Origin of the sequence: Sorangium sp. So ce131 (assembly GCF_051519095.1) — a bacterium.
Lineage (GTDB): Bacteria > Myxococcota_A > Polyangia > Polyangiales > Polyangiaceae > Sorangium.
In genome coordinates this window covers 4,914,308-4,935,011 of record NZ_CP150455.1, presented here as the reverse complement: position 1 = coordinate 4,935,011, position 20,704 = coordinate 4,914,308, and the positions used below count along the sequence as shown (strand labels likewise).

Sequence of the window (20,704 nt, the reverse complement as noted above, 5' to 3'; positions counted from 1 at the left end):
GCCCTTCCGGCGCCACCACCTCGGCGTAGAGCTCTTGTCCACGCCGCCACGCCGACCGCAAGCCCTGGAATCGCGGCCCGTACTCGTAACCGGCCGCTGCGACCTTCGCGTAGAAGCCATCCAGGTCGAGCGGCTCCGCCCCCTCGGGCGGCCAGGCCGTCAGGTCGACGTCGGGCGCCACGGTCTCGGCGCCCAGGCGCCCCTCGGCGTGCAGCACCCACGGCACGTCGTCCGCCGCGTCCTCGGATCGCGCGTGGATCGCCAGCGTAAAGCCGGCCTCACCCTCGACCGGCGTGGCGCTCACCCGCAGCGCGAGCGCGCCTCGCGCTGGCACGACCATCGGCGCTGCCAGCACGAGCTCCTCCACCATCCCGGCGCCGACCCGCAGCGCAGCGTGCTGCGCGAGCTCGAGGAACGCCGTCCCGGGCAGCAGCACCTGGCCGCTCACCGCGTGGTCCACCACCCAGGCTGGGTTCTGCCGCGACAGCCGACCGGTCAGTACCAGGCTCCCGTCCGGCAGCCACACCGCCGCCCCGAGCAGCGGATGGCTCTCGTGCGACAATCCCAAAGCCGTCGCATCGCCGCTCGACCCGGCCGCATCGACCCAGCAGCGCTGCCGCTGGAAGGCATACGTGGGCAGCTCCGCCACGACACGCGCCTTCGGCAGGATGTTCTCCCAGCGGACCTCGACGCCGTGGCAGTGCAGCGCCGAGAGCGAAAGCAGCATCTGCCCGCGACTGCCCTCGTCGCGCCGCAGACTGCCCACCACCACGCCGCCACGCTCCTCCACCGCCGCCCCGAGCGGCACCGTCAGCACCGGGTGCGGGCTCAGCTCCACGAACACCCCGTGACGGCCCTCGAGCAACGTCCCCAGCGCACGGTCCAGCCGCACCGGCGAGCGCAAGTTGCTGCACCAGTACTCCGCGTCCAGCGCCGACCCGTCCACCACCTCGCCCGTCACCGTCGACACCAGCGGCACCGTGCCCGCCCGCGGAGCGATGCCCGCGAGCGCCGCGCGCAGCTCGGGCAGCAGCACGTCGACATGCGCGCTGTGCGATGCGTAATCCACCGCGATACGCCGGCAGAAGATCCCTTCGGCCTCAAGCTCCCTGACCAGCGCTTCCACAACGTCCGGATCGCCGGCCACCGCCGTCTGGTCCGCGCTGTTGACCACCGCCACCGACAGACGACCGCCTCGCCCGGCCAGCCGTCGCTCTACCTCGGCAACTGGCAGCGCCACCGACGCCATCGCCCCGGTCCCTGCCAGCTTTTCCACAAGCCGGCTGCGCACCGCCACGATCCGCGCTCCGTCCTCGAGGCTCAGCGCTCCGCACACCACCGCTGCGGCCACCTCGCCCTGGCTGTGACCCACCACCGCCGCCGGCTCGATTCCCCACGACCGCCACAGCTGCGAAAGCCCATACGCCATCCCGAACAGCGCCGGCTGGATCACCTCCACCGCGTCCAGCCCTGGCGCCTCCGCTTCGCCCCGCAGCACCGCCGTCAGCGACCAGCCCGTATACGGCCTCAGCGCCGCGTCGCACGCCGCGATCGCCCCGGCGAACACCGGCTCCTCCGCGAGCAGGGCTTTGCCCATGCCCGCCCACTGGCTCCCTTGCCCGGGGAACACGAACACCAGCCCGCCTCGCGACCTGGACTCTCCGCGAACAACCGCCTGCGCGCCCGCTCGCCCCTCCGACAGCCCTCGCAAGAGCGCTGCCGCTTCCTCGCCGCTCGACGCCACCACCGCCGCACGACGCCTCAGCGCAGTCCGGCCCGTCGCCGCCGTACGCACCACCGAGACCCACGCCGCATCGGAATTTTCCAGCCACGCCGCCCAACGCACCGCCTGCGCCCGCAACGCCGCCTCGTCCTGCCCCGACAGCAGCAGCGGCAGCGCAGACGCCTCGACGACAGCCTCTTCGCTCACCGCGGTCTCTTCGACCGGCGGCTCCTCCACGATCACGTGCGCATTCGTGCCCGACAACCCGAACGACGACACCCCGGCCACGCGCGAACGACCGCCCCGCGGCCACGGCCGCGCCGCGTCCACCACGTCCACCGGCAATACATCCCACTCGATGTGCGGATTGCGCGGCGTCGTGTGCAACGTCGGCGGCAGCACTCCGTGCCGCATCGCCGCCAGCATCTTGGCCACCCCAACCAGCCCGGCCGCCGCCTCCAGATGCCCAATCTGCGTCTTGATCGCGCCCACCAGCAGCGGCGCACCTTCACGGCGATCCTCGCCGTAGACGGCCGCCAAGGCGTTGACCTCGATCGGATCGCCCAGCGACGTCCCGGTGCCATGGCACTCGACCACATCCACCGCCGCCGGTGCGAGCCCGGCGTCCTGCAATGCCGCCCGGATCACCTTCTGCTGGCTCTTGCCGTTGGGCACCGTGAGGCCGCTGCTCGCCCCGTCGTGGTTGACCGCCGTGCCACGCACCAGCCCGAGCACCGGATACCCGCTCCGGCGCGCGTCGCTCAGCCGGGCCACCGCCATCACCACCGCGCCCTCGCCGCGACCGAACCCGTCGGCCGCCGCCGAGAACGTCTTCGACCGCCCGTCCGCCGCGAGCGCCTGGGCCTGCGACATCAGGATGAACTCCGACGTGCCGTACATGACGTGCACCCCGGCGGCGAGCGCCAGCGTGCACTCGCCGTTGCGCAGCGCCCTCACCGCGAGGTGCAGCGCCACCAGCGACGAGCTGCACGCCGTGTTCACCGACATCGCCGGCCCTTGCAGCCCCAGCGTGTACGCCACCCGCCCCGCCGCGAAGGAGACGTCCTGACCGGCGATGCCCGTCGGATCGTGCATCGTCCCGCCATAACCGACGGGCATGATGCCCACGAAGACCCCGGTCGCCGAGTCGCGCAGCGACGCTGGCGCGATCCCCGCTCGCTCCAGCGCCTCCCAGCTCGTCTCCAGCAGCATTCGATGCTGCGGATCCAGCAGCCGCGCCTCGCGCGGGCTGATCCCGAAGAACGCCGGATCGAACCCCGCGACGTCGCCGAGGAACGCAGCCTCCCGCACGTAGGTGCGGCCGGGGGCGTGAGGATCGGGATCGTAGATGCTCTCGAGGTCGAAGCGCTCGATCGGCGCCGGGCCCACGGCGTCGTGCTCCGCGGTGAGCACCCTCCAGAGGCCGTCGAGATCCTCCGCGCCGCCGGGCGCCCGCAGCCCTACCCCGATGATCGCGATCGGCTCGTCGTCCGTCTCGCGCACCACCGGCTGGCTCGACTCGACCGCTGACGCGAGGTCCGTGAGCAGGTGCCGCGCCAGCTGCGCCGGCGTGGGGTGCTCGAAGACGACGGTCACCGACAGCGGCAGCCCCGTCTCGGCCCGCAGCCGGTTGCGCAGCTCGACGGACATCAGCGAGTCGAGCCCCAGCTCGAGGAAGCCCGTGTCGGCGCCGATCGCCGCCGGATCGGCGTGGCCCAGCACCGCGGCGGTCACCGCGAGCACCAGCTCCAGCGCCGCCGCCTCGCGCCGGTGCGCGGGCAGCGCCGAGAGGCGATCGGCGAACCCCCCGCGGCCGGTCGACGCGGCCGCGCGGCGGCGCGGCGCGCGGACCAGCCGCCTGAGCACCGGAGGCACCGCGGCCCCGCTGCGGACCATCACCTCTGCGTCGAAGTCCATCGGGACGAGCTGCGCCTCGGGCGCAGCGAGCGCCGAGTCGAGGAGCGACAACGTCTGCTCGGGTGTCATCGCGCGCGAGCCTTCGCGCCGCATGCGCGCCCGATCCAGATCGGTCAACGCGGCGACCATCCCCCCGCCGCCCAGCTCGCCCCACGCGAGGCTCACCGCCGGATACCCCTCGGCGCGCCGCCGCGCCGCGAGCGCATCGAGAAAGACATTCGCCGCGCTGTAGTTGGCCTGCCCCGGGGTGCCGAGCACCCCCGCGGACGACGAGCACAACACGAAGACCGCCGGGTCGTGCGCCCGGGTCAGCGCGTCGAGGTGCAGCGCCGCGTCGACCTTGGGCCGCGTGACCCGCGTCAGCAGCTCGGGTGACAGCTTGGCGAGCAGCGCATCTCCGAGCACCCCGGCGGCGTGCACCACCGCCGTCAGCGGATGCTCCGCCGGGATCGCGTCGATCACCGCCGCGAGCGCCGCCCGGTCCGACACGTCGCACGCCAAGACGCGCGCCTCGGCGCCGGCGGCGCGCAACGCCTCCACCAACGCCTCGGCAGAAGGCGCTTGCGGACCACGCCGCGACAGCAGCACAAGGTGACGAACGCCGTGCCGCTCCACCAGATGCCGCGCCACCGCCTCGCCCAGCGCGCCGGGCGCCCCGGTGATCAGCGCCGTGCCCTTCGGGTCCAGCGCCCGCGGCAGCGTCAACACCAGCTTTCCGCGGTGCTGCGCCTGGGCCATGAAACGAAACGCCTCGGCCGCAAAGCGGATGTCCCAGCACGCCACCGGCAGCGGCCGCAGCGCGCCGCGCTCGAGCAGCGACGTCACCTCGGCCAGCATCTCGCCGAGGCGATCGCTCCCGGCTTCGGTGAGGTCGAAGGCTCGGTAGCTGACGCCGGGCGCGGTCCGCGCGAGCACACCGGCGTCGCGGATCTCCCGCTTGCCCATCTCGATGAACCGACCGCCCGGGCCCAAGAGCCTCAGCGATGCGTCGATGAAGTCGCCCACCAGGCTGTTGAGCACCACGTCCATCGTCCCCGCCACGCGGCGGAACTTCGCCTCGAAGCCCAGATCGCGCGACGAGGCGATGTGCTCGTCGTCCAGCCCCATCGCCCGCAGCACATCCCACTTGCCCGGGCTCGCGGTCGCAAACACCTCGGCGCCGAGCTGCCGCGCAAGCTGCACCGCCGCCATGCCCACGCCCCCGGCTCCCGCGTGGATCAGCACCCGCTCGCCCCGGCCGAGCCGGCCGAGATCGATAAGCCCATACCACGCCGTCAGGAATGCAATGGGCACCGCCGCCGCCTGGGCGAAGGTCAAGCCGGCGGGGATCTTCACGAGGTGGCGCCGGTCGGTCGCGCTGCTCGGCGCGAACGCGCGGTGCAGGAGGCCCATCACCCGATCTCCGGGCGCGAGGTCGACCACCTCCGACCCCACCTCGGACACGACCCCCGCGCCCTCATCGCCCATCTCGATGTCGTCGCCGGGGACCATGCCCAGCGCGCGCAGCACGTCGCGGAAGTTGAGCCCCGCGGCCCGCACCTCAACCCGCACGTCGGTCGCGCCCAGCGGCGCGCTCACCGCGGACACCAGCGCCAGGCGCTCGATCTGGCCCGGCTCCTGGATGTGCAGCCGCCATCCCTCGCTGCCCTCCGGGATCTCCAGCCGCCCCGCAGCGCTCCGCCGCATCAGCCGGGGAACCAGGGTCTGGCCCTGCCGCAGCGCCATGCGAGGCTCCTCGACCGAGAGGCAACCTGCCAGGGCCTCCCACGACGCCCCGGTGCCGTCGGTATCGACCAGGACCAGCCCCCGGTCGGGATACTCGGATTGCGCCGAGGCAACGAGGCCCCACAGCGGCGCATGACCAAGATCACCCACGCCCTCGCCCGGCCTGGCAGCAATGGCGTTCTCCGTGACGAACACGAGCCGCGTCCCGGCAAGCCGCTCGTCGGACAGCCATGCTTGCAACAGCAAAAGGGCGCGCTCCGTCTCGGCCCCGATGGCTGCCGGCTCGGCGGAAAGCCCCGGCGACCAGCGCACCACCACCCCTGAAAGCGGCGGCGCCTCGGCGGCCGCAGCGAGCGCCACCGCGTCGAGCGTCGCTGTCAGCCGGGCCATGCCCCGAGGCGCAGGCCCCTCGCCCACCCACCTCCAGCGCGACGGATCGAGCGGCTCGGCCTTCGCCGGGATCCACTCCACGCGGTAATGGGCGCAGGTGCCGCTCGTGCTCGCGAGCGCCTCGGCGCTCACCGGCCGGCTCTGCAGCGCGCCGATCCGGGCCACCGGGGCGCCGGCGGCGTCCGCCACCGCCAGCGCGAGGCCATCGCGGCCCGGCGTCAGCCGCACGCGCAGGCGCTTGGCCCCGGCGGCATACAGCGCCGCGCGTCGCCACGCGAACGGCAGCATCAGGGCCGCGGCCTCCCCCTCGTCGAGCAGCATCGCGTGCGGCGCCGCGTCGAGCAAAGCCGGGTGCAGACCGAAGCCGTCCACCTCGCCGAGCGCGTCGGGGGCCGCGACCTCGGTGTAGAGCACCTCGCCCTGCCGCCACGCCGCCGCGAGCGCCTGGAACCGCGGCCCGTACTCGTAGCCGGCCGCCGCGAGCTTCGCATAGAGGCCCTCGACGTCGAGCGGCTCCGCCCCGGCGGGGGGCCACTCCGTGAAGTCGAAATCGGGCGCCATGGTTTCGGCGCCGAGGCGCCCCTCGGCGTGCAGCACCCACGGCATGTCCTCGGGCGCGTCCTCCGGCCGAGCGTGCACCGCCGCGGTCCACCCGCCCTCGGCCAGCGGGCCCACGCTCACCCGCAGCGCCAGCGCGCCTTGCGCCGGCACGACCATCGGCGCGGCCAGCACGAGCTCCTCCACCATGCCCGCGCCGACCCGCAGCGCCGCATGCTGCGCCAGCTCGAGCAGCGCCGTCCCGGGCAGCAGCACCTGGCCGCTCACCGCGTGATCCACAACCCAGGCTGGGCTCTGCCGCGACACGCGGCCCGTCAGCACCAGGCCGCCGTCCGGCAGCCACACCGCCGCCCCGAGCAGCGGGTGACCCTCGCGCGACAACCCCAGCGCCGCCGCATCACCGCTCGACGCGCGGGCATCGCGCCAGTAGCGCTGTCGCTGGAAAGCATACGTCGGCAGCTCGGTCACACGCGGCTTGTACGGCGCAAAGAAAGAGGCCCAGTCGAGCTCGACCCCGGCCGTCCACGCCGCGCCCAGCGCCTCCGCCAGCGCCCGCGCCTCCCCCTGCTCCGCGCGCAGGCTCGGCACGAACACCGCGGTGGTCTGCTCCGGGACACTGGCCGGCCCCATCGCCGACAGCGCCCCTCGCGGGCCCATCTCGATGAACGTCCGCACCCCCTCCGCCACCAGCGTCGTTATCCCATCACCAAAACGCACCGCGCCGCGCGCGTGCCGCACCCAGTGCTCCGGATCGGCCAGCTCCTCTCGGCTCAGCCGACGGCCCGTCTCGTTGCCGATCAGCTCGATCTCCGGCTCTCCGACCGTCAGCGTCTCCGCTACCGCCCGCAGCTCGCCCAGCATCCCGTCCATACGGTGGCTGTGGAACGCATGGCTCACCGCCAGCCGCTTCGTGCGATGCCCCTTCACCTCCAGCGCCGCGGCCACCGCCGACACCGCTCCTTCGTCCCCCGACAGCACCACCGCCCGCGGGCCGTTGACCGCCGCGAGGTCGACGCCCGCAATCTCCGCGAGCAACAGCCTCACCTCCGCCTCGCTCGCCTCCACCGCCACCATCGCTCCGCCCTCGGGCAGCACGGCCATCAACCGGCCTCGCGCCGCCACGAGCTTCGCGGCATCTCCCAGCGACAGCGCCCCCGACACGTGCGCCGCCACCAGCTCTCCAATCGAATGGCCGAGCAACACCTCCGGCCTCAACCCCAGCTGCCACCACAGCCGGTACAGCGCCACCTCCAGCGCGAACAGCCCGGCTTGGGTAAAGTCCGTCCGCCCCAGCAGCCCCGCCTCGACCGTACCCTCCTCCGCGAACATCACCTCTCGCAGCGGCCGCTCGAGGTACACGTCCAGCGCCTCGCACACCGCGTCGAGCGCCGTCCGGAATACCGGATACGCCGCGTACAACCCCCGCCCCATCCCGCTGCGCTGGCTTCCCTGCCCCGTGAACAGCACCGCCACACGGCCCGGGCGGTGCCCCGGCACCGACGCCCTCGCCCCCGCCGGCAAGGGGCCGCCCGCTGCAAACGCACGCAGCCCCTCGGGCAGACCGTCCAGGCCCTCCACCGCCCACGCAAGGCGCGCCGACAACCCCGCTCTGCCCATCGCCAGCGTCGCGGCAACGTCCACCACCGGCTGCTCGCGGTGCCTCGCCAGGTGCTCCCCCAGCCGCCCCGCCTGCGCCCGCAGCGCCGCCTCGTCTTGCCCCGACAGCAGCAGCGGCAACGGGACCGGCGTCCCCGCCTGGTCCGCCCGCGCGCTCTCCTCGACCGGCGCCTCTTCGAGGATCGCGTGCGCGTTGGTCCCCGAGATCCCGAACGACGACACCGCCGCCCGGCGCGGCCTGCCCGGCTCCCACGGCGTCGGCTCGTCGACGACGGCCACCGGCAGGGCGTCCCACGCGATGTGCGGGTTGCGCGGCCGCGAGTGCAAGCAGGCAGGGAGCACGCGATGGCGGAGCGCCGCGAGCACCGCGGCCACCCCCGCGAGCCCCGCGCCGGCCTCGAGGTGACCCACGCGCGACTTGACCGCCGTCAGCCGCAGCGGCGCGCCGGCAGGCCGGCCCTCGCCGTAGACCGCGGCGAGCGCGTTGACCTCGATCGGATCCCCCAGCTTCGTCCCGGTGCCGTGGCACTCGACCGCATCGACCTCGGCGGGCGCGAGCGCGGCGTCGGCGAGCGCGGCGCGGATGACCTTCTGCTGGCTGGTCCCGTTCGGCACGGTGATGCCGCTGCTCGGCCCGTCGTGGTTGACCGCCGTCCCGCGGATCACCGCCACGATCGGGTGGCCGGCCGCGCGCGCGTCCGCGAGCCGCGCGAGCACCAGCGCGATCACGCCCTCGCCGCGGCCGTAGCCGTCGGCCGCCTCGGAGAACGTCTTCGAGCGCCCGTCCGGCGCGAGCGCCCTCGTGCGCACCGCCTCGAACCAGCCGCTGTGGCCGGACATCACGTGCACCCCGCCGACGATCGCGCGGTCGCACTCCCGGTTGCGCAGCGCCCGGACCGCCAGGTGGAGGGCCACGAGCGACGAGCTGCACGTGGTGTTGACCGAGAGCGCCGGCCCCTGGAGGCCGAGCGTGTACGCGAGGCGGCCCGCAGCGAACGCGGAGTCCTTGCCCATGCCGGCGTACGGGGTGGTGCCGTCCTCGACGCCGTAGTCCGTCGGGCCGATGCCGACGAACACGCCCGTCGCCGAGTCGACCAGCGACCGCGGGGCGATGCCCGCCCGCTCGAGCGCCTCCCAGGCCGTCTCGAGCATCAGCCGGTGCTGCGGATCGAGGTGCTGCGCCTCGCGCGGGACGATCCCGAACAGCCCCGCGTCGAAGCCGGCCACGTCGCCGAGGAACGCCGCCTCGCGCACGTAGACGCGCCCGAGGGCGTCAGGATCGGGGTCGTACAGGCGATCGAGGTCGAGCCGGTCGCCCGGGGCGCGGCCGACGACGTCGGCCTCGGCGCAGAGCGTCTCCCAGAAGCCGTCGAGATCCTCGGCGCCGCCCGGCATGCGCAGGCCGACGCCGACGATCGCGATCGGCTCCGCCGTCGCCGGGTGGGCCGCCAGCGCGGGCGCCGCGGTCGCCAGCGCGGACGTTGCGGTCGCCAGCGCGGACGCCGCGGTCGACGCGGGCGCAGGCGCCGGCGCGATCTGGCCGAGGAGGTGACGCGCGAGCCGCTCGGGCGTCGGGTGGTCGAACACCACCGTGGCCGGAAGCGCCAGCCCCGTCTCCGCCCGGAGCCGGTTGCGCAGCTCGACCGCCATCAGCGAGTCGAGCCCGAGCTCGGTGAAGCCGGTCTTGCCGTCGATGCCGTCCGCCGCGCCGAACCCCATCGTGCCCGCCGTGGCCCGCCGCACGACGTCGAGCACGAGCGCCGCGCGCCGCCCCTCGGGCGCCGCGCCGAGCCGCGCCGCGAGCGAGCTCGAGGGGGCTGCCTCGCCCGCGCGGTCGGCCCGGCGCAGGCGCGGGCGCACGAGCCGCGACAGGATCGGCGGCACCACGCCGCCCCCGCGGGCGACGGCCTCGGCGTCGAACGCCATCGGCACCCGCAGCGCGTCGGGGGCGGTGAGCGCCGCGTCGAACAGCGCGAGCGCCTCGGCCGGCGGCATCGGCGGCGTGCCCTCCCGCCGCATGCGCGCCCGGTCGGCGTCGCTGAGCCGGGCGACCATGCCGCCGTCCCACGCGCCCCACGCGAGGCTGATCGCGGGCAGCCCGGCGGCGCGGCGATCGGCCGCGATCGCGTCGAGCGCCGTGTTGGCCGCCGCGTAGTTGCCCTGCCCCGCGCTGCCGAGCACCCCCGAGGCCGACGAGAACAGCACGAACGCCGCCGGCGGACGCGATCGCGTCAGCGCGTCCAGGTGGAGCGCGGCGTCGACCTTGGCGGCCATCACCGTCCGGAGCCGCGCCGGGGTCAGGTCGCCGATCAGCGCGTCGTCCAGGACCCCGGCCGCATGGATGACCGCCGTCAGCGGCCGGTCCGCCGGGATGTCGGCCAGGACCGCGGCGAGCGCCGCCCGATCGGCGACGTCGGCCGCCACGAGCGAGACCTCGGCGCCCTTCGCCTCGAGCGCCGCCCGCAGCGCGTCGGCCCCGGGGGCCGCGGGTCCGCGGCGCGAGAGCAGCACCAGGCGGCGCACGCCGTGCCGATCGACGAGGTGCTCGGCGACGAGCTGGCCGAGCCCGCCGGTGCCGCCGGTGATGAGGACCGTGCCCGCCGGGTCGAGCGGACGGGCGCCGGGGTCGACGTCGGCCCGCGGCGCGCGCGCGAGCCGGGGCATGAGCGCCCGCCCGCCGCGCAGCGCGAGCCGCGGCTCCGCGGACGCGAGGGCCGCCGGCAAGGCCGCGCGGGAGGCCGCCGTGCCGTCGTGGTCGATCAGCGCGAGCCCCCGGTCGGGCTCCTCGGTCCACGCGCTCGCCGCGAGCCCCCACACCGCCGCCTGCGCCGGGTGGGCGAGCGGCTCGCCGGGCGCGACGGCCACCGCGCGCTCGCTGAGGAACACGAGCCGCATCGGCCCTGGCTCGGCGAGCCACGCGTGCAGCACCGCGAGCGCATGGGTCGCCTGGGCGAGGGCGTCGTCGGCCCCATCCCCCTCGGTCGCGCAGACCACCGCGACGCCATCGACCGAAAGGGCGCGCGCCTCCGCGAGATCGCGGACCGCGACCAGCCCGTCCGGAGAGCTCCCGGAGCCTCCCAGGACGGCCCAGCGCCCGGATGCGCCGGCGGCCGGCGCGTCCTCCCACTCGAGGCGATAGTGGGCCGAGCGCCCCTCGCGGGTCGCGTCCGCGATCGCGTCGCGGCTCAGCAGGCGGCCCTGCAGAGAGGCCACCCGCAGCACCGGCGCGCCGACGCCGTCGTCGATCCGCACCTCGATGCCGTCCTCCAGGGGCACGACGCGGGTCCGCAACACGCGCGCGCCGACGGCCGAGAGCGAGACCTCGCGCCAGGCGAAGACCACCGTCGCCCGGTCGTCCCGGAGGAAAAGCGGGTGCATGGCCGCGTCGAGCAGCGCCGGGTGCAGCAGGTAGGCGCCGTCCGGCAACGCGTCCGGGGCGACGACCTCCGTGAACAGCACATCGCCCCGCCGCCACGCGCCCTTGAGCCCCCGGAACGTCGGGCCGTACTCGAAGCCGGCGGCGGCGATCCGCGGGTAGAGCGGCTCGAGATCGACGTCGACGGCGCCCGGCGGCGGCCACGGCTCGCCGTCGTGCGCCGCCGGGCGCGCCGGCCCGAGGCGCCCCTCGGCCGGGCGCCGCCACGCCGCGTCGTCCGGCGCGCCGGCGGCCCGCGCGAGGATCGCGATCCCCCGATGCCCCGCGCCGTCCGGCGGCTCGATCACGACCCGGAGGTGCATCGCTGCGTGGGCGTCGAGCACCAGCGGCTCGGCGATCACCAGCTCCTCGACCGTCCCCGCGCCCACCAGCGCGCCGGCCGCGAGCGCGAGCTCCAGGAACGCCGTCCCGGGGAAGAGAATGGCGCCGGCAACGGCGTGGTCGCGCAACCACGGTTGATCGGCCACCGACAGGCGGCCGGTCAGCACCGTCAGCCCGCGCTCGGGCAGCCGCACGGCCGCGCTCAGGATCGGGTGCCCGGTGGCCTCGATCCCCGCCGCCGTCAGGTCGGCTCGCCCGGCACCCTCGGCGAGCCAGTAGCGCTGACGCTGGAACGCGTAGGTCGGCAGATCGACCGGGCGCGGCGCGCCGGCCGCGAAGATCGCCCGCCAGTCGAGCGCGACCCCGGCGACCCAGGCCGCCCCCAGGGCCGCGGCGAGCGCCTCGCGCTCCGGCTGCCGGCCGCGCAGCGTCGGCACGAGCGCGACCCCCGCGTCCGCCGGCACACACGCCTCCGCGAGCGCGCAGAGCGCCCCCCGCGGGCCGATCTCGAGGAAGGTGCCGACCCCGTCGACCGCGAGCGCCGCGACGCCGTCCGCGAAGCGCACCGCGGCCCGCGCGTGGCGCGCCCAGTGCTCCGGGTCGGCCAGGTCGGAGGCCGTCAGCCGCACGGCGGTCTCGTTGCCCACGATCGGGATCCGCGGCGGCCGCACCGTCATCCGAGCGGCGACCACGCGCAGCTCGTCGAGGATCGGCTCCATGAGCGGCGAGTGGAAGGCGTGGCTGACCGAGAGGCGCGTGCCCCGGATCCCGCGCGCCGCAAAGCGCGCGGACAGCCGCTCGATCGCCGCGCCGTCGCCCGCGACGACCGTGGCGGAGGGCCCGTTGACCGCCGCGACCGACACCTCCGGCTCGCCCGCGATCGCCGCGCGCACCGCGTCCTCGCCGGCGTCGACGGCCAGCATGGCCCCGCCGGCGGGCAGGCTGGCCATCAGCCGCCCGCGCGCGGCGACCAGCGCCACGGCGTCCTCGACGTCGATCGCGCCGGCGACGTGGGCGGCGACGATCTCGCCGATCGAGTGGCCGAGCAGCGCGTCGGGCCGCAGCCCGAAGCCCTCGAGCAGCCGGTACAGCGCCACCTCGAGCGTGAACAGCGCCGCCTGCGTGTAGTCGGTGCGATCGAGCAGCGCGGCCTCGACCGTCCCCTCGCCCGCGAACATCACGTCCCGCAGGGGGCGCTCCAGGTGGCGGTCGAACGCGGCGCAGAGCGCGTCGAACGGCCCGCGGAAGGCCGGGTACACCGCGTGGAGCTCGCGCCCCATGCCCGCCCGCTGGCTGCCCTGCCCCGTGAACAGCACGGCCACCCGCCCCGCGCTGCCCGTGCGGGTCGGCCCCGGCGCCGGACCGCCGTCGGCGAACGCCGCGAGCGCCGGGACGACGTCCGCGGCGTCGCTCCCCAGGAGCGCGAGCCGCGCCGGCAGCCTCGCCCGCCCGGTCGCGAGCGCGGCCGCGACGTCGACCGGCCTCGCCTCGGGGTGCGCCGCCCAGAAGCGCGCGAGCCGCCCGGCCTGCGCGCGGAGCGCGGCGTCGTCGTGCCCCGAGAGGAGGAACGGCAGGGGCGCCGCGGGCGCGGCGGCGCGCTCGTCGAGGAGCGCGGGCTCCGGCGGCGAGGGCGCCTCCTCGATGATCACGTGGGCGTTGGTGCCCGAGACGCCGAAGGACGAGATCGCCGCCCGCCGCGGCCGATCCCCGCGCGGCCAGGCCACGGGCGCCGTCAAGAGCCGCACCGCGCCTCGGTCCCAGTCGACGTGCGGCGAGGGCGCCTCGGCGTGCAGCGTCGCCGGCAGCTGCTCGTGGCGCAGCGCGAGGACCATCTTGATGAGCCCCGCCACGCCCGCGGCGGCCTGCGTGTGCCCCAGGTTCGACTTGACGCTGCCGAGCCACACGGGCCGCTCGCTGGCCCGCTGCCCGTAGGTCGCGATCAGCGCCTCCGCCTCGATCGGATCGCCCAGCTGGGTGCCCGTGCCGTGCCCCTCGATCGCGTCGATGTCGTCGGCGCAGAGCCCCGCCTCGGCGAGCGTGGCCCGGATGAGCCGCTGCTGGGCGGGCCCGTTGGGCGCGGTGAGGCCCTGGCTGCGGCCGTCCTGGTTGACCGCGGAGCCGCGCACCACCGAGAGGATCCGGTGCCCGTGGCGCTGGGCGTCGGACAGCCGCTCGAGCACGACCACGCCCGCGCCCTCGGCCCACGCGACGCCGTCGGCCGCCGCGCTGAACGCCTTGCACCGCCCGTCGGGCGCGAGCCCTCCCTGGCGGCTGAACTCGACGAACGGCCCCGGGCTCGCGTAGACGGTCGAGCCGCCGACGAGCGCCAGCGTGCACTCCCCGCGGCGCAGCGAGGCGATCGCCTGGTGCAGCGCGACGAGCGACGAGCTGCACGCGGTGTCGATCGTGAGCGCCGGCCCTTCGAGGCCGAGCAGGTAGGCGATGCGCCCCGAGGCGACGCTCGGCGAGCTGCCGAGCTCGAGGTACCCCTCGACCCCCTCCGGCGGCGCGGCGATGCGCAGGCCGTAGTCGGCGTAGATGACGCCGACGAACACCCCGGTCGGGCTGCCCGCGAGCGAGCTCGGGTCGATCCCGGCGTGCTCGAGCGCCTCCCAGCTCGTCTCGAGCAGCAGGCGGTGCTGCGGATCGAGCGCGAGCGCCTCGCGCGGGGCGATGCCGAAGAACGGCGCGTCGAAGCGCGGGGCGTCGTACACGAACCCGCCGCGGCGGGTCGTCGCCTTGCCCCGGGCGTTCGGATCGGGATCGAAGATGTCGGCGGGCCAGCCGCGGTCGATCGGGAACTCGCCCGTCGCGTCGACGCCCTCGGCAAGCAGCTGCCAGAGCGCCTCCGGCGAATCGGCGCCGCCGGGGAAGCGGCAGCCCATGCCGACGATCGCGATCGGCTCGTCCGCGTCGACCTTCGCGGCGAGGGGCGCGCGGATCGACGGCGCCGGCGCGAGGCGCTCGAGCAGGTGCGCCGTCAGCGCGTCGACGGTCGGATGATCGAACACCAGCGTGGCCGGCAGCTTCTCCCCGATCGCCCGGGCGATCCGCCCGCGCAGCTCCAGGGCGACGAGCGAGTCGAGGCCGAGCGTCGACAGCGGGCGGTCGTCGGAGAGCGCGCCCGGGTCGGCGAGGCCGAGCACCAGGCCCGCCGCCTCGCGGACGATCGCCCGCAGCGTCGCGCGGCGCTCCGCGGGCGGCATCGCGGCGAGCCGGTCGCGCAGCGGCGCGGGCGGCCCCGGCGCGCGCTCGGAGGACGCGAGCGGCCCCGGGGTCCCGGGCTCGGCCGCCGGCGGGTCGATGTCGGCGGCCACCAGCGCCGCGTCGCTGGCCGAGAGCGCCTCGTCGAACGCCGAGAGCCCCCGCTCGAGCGCCATCGGCCGCAGCCCCATGCGCTGCAGCCGGGCGCGGTCGGCGTCCCCGAGCGACTCGGCCATGCCGGTCTCCCAGAGGCCCCAGGCGATGCTCGTGCCCGCGAGCCCCGCCCGACGACGGCGGCGGGCCAGCGCGTCGAGGGCCGCGTTGGCGGCCGCGTAATGCGCCTGCCCGCCGTTGCCGAGCACGCCGGCGACCGACGAGAAGAGCACGAACGCCGAAAGGTCAGCGCCCCGCGTCAGCGCGTCCAGGTGCAGCGCCCCGTCGAGCTTGGGCCCCATGACCGCCGCGATCTGATCCGGGTTCAGATCCGTGACGAGCGCGTCGTCGATCACGCCCGCCGCGTGGATCACCGCGGTCAGCGGGTGCGCGGCCGGGACGGTCGAGAGGGCCTCCGCGAGCGCGTTCCGATCGGCGACGTCGCAGGCAAGGAGCGCGACCTCCGCGCCGGCGGCGCGCAGCTCGGCGAGCGCCGCGTCGGCCGAAGGAGCGTCCGGGCCGCGGCGGGAGAGCAGCAGCAGGTGCCGGACCCCGTGGCGCTCGACGAGCCGCCGGGCGATGCGGCGGCCGAGCGCCCCCGTCGCGCCGGTCACCACGACCGTGCCTTCCGGCGACAGCCGCCGCGCCGAGGGCGTGGGGCGGATCTTCGCCAGCGCCGGCGCGTACGCCACGCCGCCGCGGATCGCGAGCTCGGCCTCCGCCAAGGCCAGCGCCGCCGGGAGCGACGCAGGGCGATCGACGTCGATGAGCCGGAACGTCCGGTCCGGGTGCTCCCGCCGCGCGCTGCGCAGCGCTCCCCAGGCGGCCGCCGCCCCGAGATCGGGCGCCGGCTCGCGCTCGTCGTTCCCCACCTCGACCGCGCCGCGGGTGACCCACGCCAGGGTCGTCTCGGAGAGCCGCGGCTCGGCGAGCCACGCGCGGAGGAAGCCGAGCGCGGCGAGCGTCTCCGCGCGGGCGTCGTCGCCGGCCTCGAGCCGGAGAACCGCCACCCCACGCGGAGGCGTCCCGCCCGCGTCCAGCGCGCCCCGCAGCGCGTCGAGCGTGGCGTAGGCGGGCCCTCCGGCGACGCCGTCGGCGCCGCCGATGCTCACCCATCCGGCAACCGCCGGCTCGCCGCCGGCGACGGCAACTGCCGGCTCGCCGCCGGCGACCGGCCGCCAGGAGATCGCTTGCAGCCCGCCGCGCCCCGCGCCCTGCTCCGGGCCGATCCAGTGGCGGGTCCGGGCGAACGGATAACTCGGCAGGTGCACCCGTCGAAAGCGGCGCCCAGCGTCGACGGCCTGCCAGTCGATCGGCACCCCGAGCCGATCGAGCTCGCCCAGCGCGCTCCGCAGCGCCCGCTCGTCGTGCATGTCGGCGCGCAGGCTCGGCAGCCACGAGGCCTCCTCGGCTTCGGCGCACCGCGGGCCGAGCGCCGAGAGGAGCGGCCGCGCCCCCAGCTCTACGAAGACCCGGGCGCCCAGGGTGAGCAGCGTGCGGATCCCGTCGGCGAAGCGCACCGGCTCGCGCGCGTGCCTGCGCCAGTCCCGGCCGGCGCGCGGCGCGTCGTCCACCGCGCCGCGCAGGTTGCCGACGAGCGGGATCCGAGGGGGGTGCCAGGCGACGCCGTCGGCGAACGCCTCGAAGTCGGCGAGCATCGGGTCGAGCAGCGACGAATGGAAGGCGTGCGAGACGTCGAGCCGGCGCACCTCGATCCCGCGCGCCCCCACCTCGGCGGCGATCGCGTCGACCTCCGCCCGAGGCCCCGCGATCACCGTGCGGTCGGGCGCGTTCAGCGCGGCGATCGACACGCTCCCTCGCAGCGGGATCGCCTCGAGCCCGCAGCCCAGCGACGCCATCGCCCCTCCGGCCGGCAGCGCCTGCATCCGCTCGGCGCGCCCCACGACGAGGCGCGCCGCGTCCGGCAGCGTCAGCGCCTCGGCGGCGCAGGCGGCCACGTACTCGCCGAGGCTGTGGCCCATCACGAAGGCCGGCTCGACGCCCCACGCGCGCCATAGCCGGAACAGCGCGAGCCCGACGGCGAAGATCGCGGGCTGCGCGTAGCGGGTCTGCCCGAGCAGCGCCGCGGCCTCGGCGCGGTCGGCGTCGGCGGGGTACATCAGCGGCAGCAGCGGCCCTCCGAGCAGCGGCGCGACGTGCTCGTCGATCTCGTCGAGCGCGGCGCGAAACTCCGGCAGGAGCGCGTAGAGCCGCCGCCCCATATCGATCGTCTGGCTGCCCTGGCCTGTGAACAGGAAGGCGACCTTGGGCGGCGTCTCGGGCGTCGCCGCGATCGGCGCCCCTGCCGCCCGGAGCAGCCCGTCGCGCAGCTCGTCGAGCGTCGCCCCCACGGCGTGCAGCCGGTGCGTGTACCCTCGCCGGCCGGCGCGGGTGGTGGCGCAGACGTCGCCCGGCGAGGCGCCGGGGTGCTCGGCCATCCACCCGGCGATCCGGAGCCCGAGCTCTCGCGCCTGGGCCGGCGTGCGGGCGGAGAGCGTCAGCAGGTGCGCCTCGTCGCCGACTGGCGCCGGCGTCGCGGCGCTGGCCGGCGTCGCGTCGCTGGCCGGCGTCGTGGCGCTGGCCGGCGTCGTGGCGCTGGCCGGCGTCGCGGCGACCGGCGGCGGCTCCTCGAGCACGACATGCGCGTTGGTGCCGCCCATGCCGAACGCGCTGACGCCCGCCCGTCGCGGGGAGGCGCTCGTCGGCCAGGGCCGGGTCTCGGTCTCGATCCGGAACGGCGAGCTCGCGAGGTCGATGAGCGGGCTCGGCGCCGTGAACCCCGCCGTCGCGGGCAACGTGCCGTGGTGCACGCACAGGGCTGCCTTGATGAACCCGGCGATGCCGGCCGCCATCCCGAGGTGGCCGATGTTGTTCTTGACCGCTCCGAGCGCGCAGAACCCCCGCTCGTCCGTGTGTCGCCGGAACGCTCGCGTCAGCGCGGTGACCTCGATCGGATCCCCGAGCCGCGTCCCGGTGCCGTGGGCCTCCACGTAGCCGATCGTGCTGGCCTCGACCCCGGCGTCCGCGAGCGCCGCCCCGACGACCGCCGCCTGCCCCGCGACGCCCGGCGCGGTGTAGCCGACCCGGTCGGCGCCGTCGTGGGTGACCGCGCTGCCGCGCACGACCGCGTAGATCGCGTCGCCGTCGGCGAGCGCCCGCTCGAGCGGCTTGAGCACGACCGCGCCGACGCCGTTCGCGAACACGGTGCCGTCGGCGCCCGCGTCGAACGCCCGGCACGCCCCGCGGCCGGAGAAGATCGCCCCCTCCTCGACGACGTGGCCGGCGTCCTGCGGGAACAGCGCCGAGACCGCCCCGGCGACGGCGACGTCGCACTCGCCCGCGCGCAGCGCCTGGCAGGCGAGATGCACCGCGACGAGCGCCGTCGAGCAGGCGGTCTGCACCGCGATCGAGGGCCCGCGCGCGTCGAGCACGTGCGACGCGCGGGTGGTCAGGAAGTCCGGCGTCTGCCCCAGCATCGCCTCGAGCTGGGCGGCCGTCTCGAGCATCGTCGTCTGCCCGTCGAGCCCGAGCGTCGGCCACACTTGCTGGGTGAACCAGGTGTTCCACCCCGCCCCGCCGAACACCCCCACGCGTTGCCCGAGCGCCCGCGGCGCGTAGCCTGCGTCCTCGGCCGCCGCCCACACGCACTCGAGGAAGAGGCGGTGCTGCGGGTCGAGCGACGCCGCCGCCCGCGGGGAGAGGCCGAAGAACGCCGCGTCGAAGCAGTCGGCGCCGGCGAGCGGCCCCGGCGAGACCACCCCGCCGACGACGTTGCGCCAGAAGGCGTCGACGTCCTCGGCCCCCGGGAACCGCCCCGCCATGCCGATGACCGCGATCGCGGCGTGGGGAGACGTGCCCTCTCCTTCTGGCGCGGCGCCGGGCTCGTCGCCGGCGTCCCCGAGGCGGGCGGCCAGCGAGCGCACAGTGCCGTGCTCGAACAGCGTCACGATCGGGACCGGCCGCCCGCAGGCCTCGCTGAGCTGGCGCGCCGCATCGGCCACGAGCAGCGAGCTCGCGCCGAGCTCGAAGAGCGGGTCGTCGATGCCGACCTTGTCGAGCTGGAGGATCTCGCGCCAGATCTCGGCGACGAGCCGCTCGGTCGCCGTGCGCGGCGCCGCGTAGGGCACCGCCAGCGCCGGACGGCGGCCGGAGACGTCGGGCAGGGCGGCGCGCGCGATCTTGCCGCTCGGCGTGCGCGGCAGGTCGTCGAGCGCCTCGATGGCGTGCGGCACCATGGCCGCGGGCAGCGCGCTCCGGGCATGGGCGCGGATCGCGACGAGGGCCTCTCGGGGCGCGACCCCCGGCCGGAGCACGACGAAGGCGAGGAGCCGGGTGTATCCGCGGTGGCCCGCGCGCACGGTCGCCGCGCAGACCTCGACCGCCGGGTGCTGGGCGAGGATCGCCTCGACCTCGCCCAGCTCGACCCGGTGGCCGCGCACCTTGACCTGCGCGTCGAGGCGCCCGAGGAAGGTCACCTCCCCGTTCGGCAGAAGGCGCGCGCCGTCGCCGGTGCGGTACATGCGTGCGCCGGGCAGCCCGCCGGGGTCTGGCAGGAAGCGCTCGGCGGTCAGGTCCGGCCGACCGATGTAGCCTCGCGCGAGGCAATCTCCCGCGAGGAACAGCTCGCCCGCCGTCTCGGCGGGGACCGCGCGGAGCTCCTCGTCGAGCACCCGGAGCTCCACGCCGTCGATCGGCCCGCCGATCGACGGCAGCGCGGGCCACGTCGCAGGATCCGGCGGAAGCGGGTGACACGTGACGACGTGCGCCTCGGTCGGCCCGTATTGATTGGTCAGCCGGACCCCGTTGCGCGCGAAGAACCGGCGCAGCGTGTCGGTGACGACGAGCTGCTCGCCGGCGGTGTGGATCTCGGCGAGGTCCGGCAGGGCCCGTCCGTCGCGCTCGGCGACCTCGACGAGCCCGACGAGCGCGACGTACGGCATGAACAGGCGCTCGACGCGCTGGCGGGCGATCACGTCGAGCAGCCGCTCGGGATCGCGCCGCTCCTCCTCGTCGAGGAGCACCAGGGTCCCCCCGCCCGCCCACGTCGCGAAGCACTCCTGGAACGAGACGTCGAACCCGAGCGGGGCGAACTGCAGGGTCCGCATCGCCGGCTGCTGTGACGTCCTGCGCTGCCACTCGATCAGCCGGACGAGCCCTCGATGCGGCATGGCCACGCCCTTGGGGCGGCCCGTGGACCCGGAGGTGAACAGGACGTACGCGAGGTTGTCGGGGTGCAGCTTCGGCGGCTCGAAGGGCGGCGTCTCGGTCGGCAGCCGAGCCGGGTCGAGCCGCTGGATCCCGGGCGGCAGGGGCAGGTCGACGTCGTCCGGCGCGAGCACGCAGGCGAGGCCGGCGTCCGCCGCCATCGCGGCGATTCGGGCTGCCGGGAGCGTGACATCGAGGGGCACGTAGGCCCCGCCCGCCTCGAGGATCGCGAGCAGCGCGGCCATCTGATCGCACCCGCGCGGCAGGGCGAGGCCGACGCACGACTCCGGCCCGACGCCGCGCGCGCGCAGGTGCGCGGCGAGCCGGCGCGCCTCGCCGGAGAGCCGGGCGTAGGTGCGGCGGTCTCCGTGGTGCACGACGGCCCATGAATCGGGGGCGCGAGCGGCGGCGCGGTGCCAGAGATCCTGCAAGAGAAGAGAGGCGGTGTGACTCAA

Annotated in this window: 1 protein-coding gene (only partly in view); it reads right to left on the bottom strand. The window is 76.0% G+C overall.

The features are described from left to right. Positions 1–20,704, bottom strand: the 5' portion of a protein-coding gene (locus tag WMF43_RS18035; RefSeq protein ID WP_437681693.1) for a type I polyketide synthase. 15,800 nt of this gene lie to the left of the window's left edge; only the first 20,704 of its 36,504 coding nucleotides appear in the window; it begins with the start codon at positions 20,702–20,704; the stop codon falls past the left edge of the window.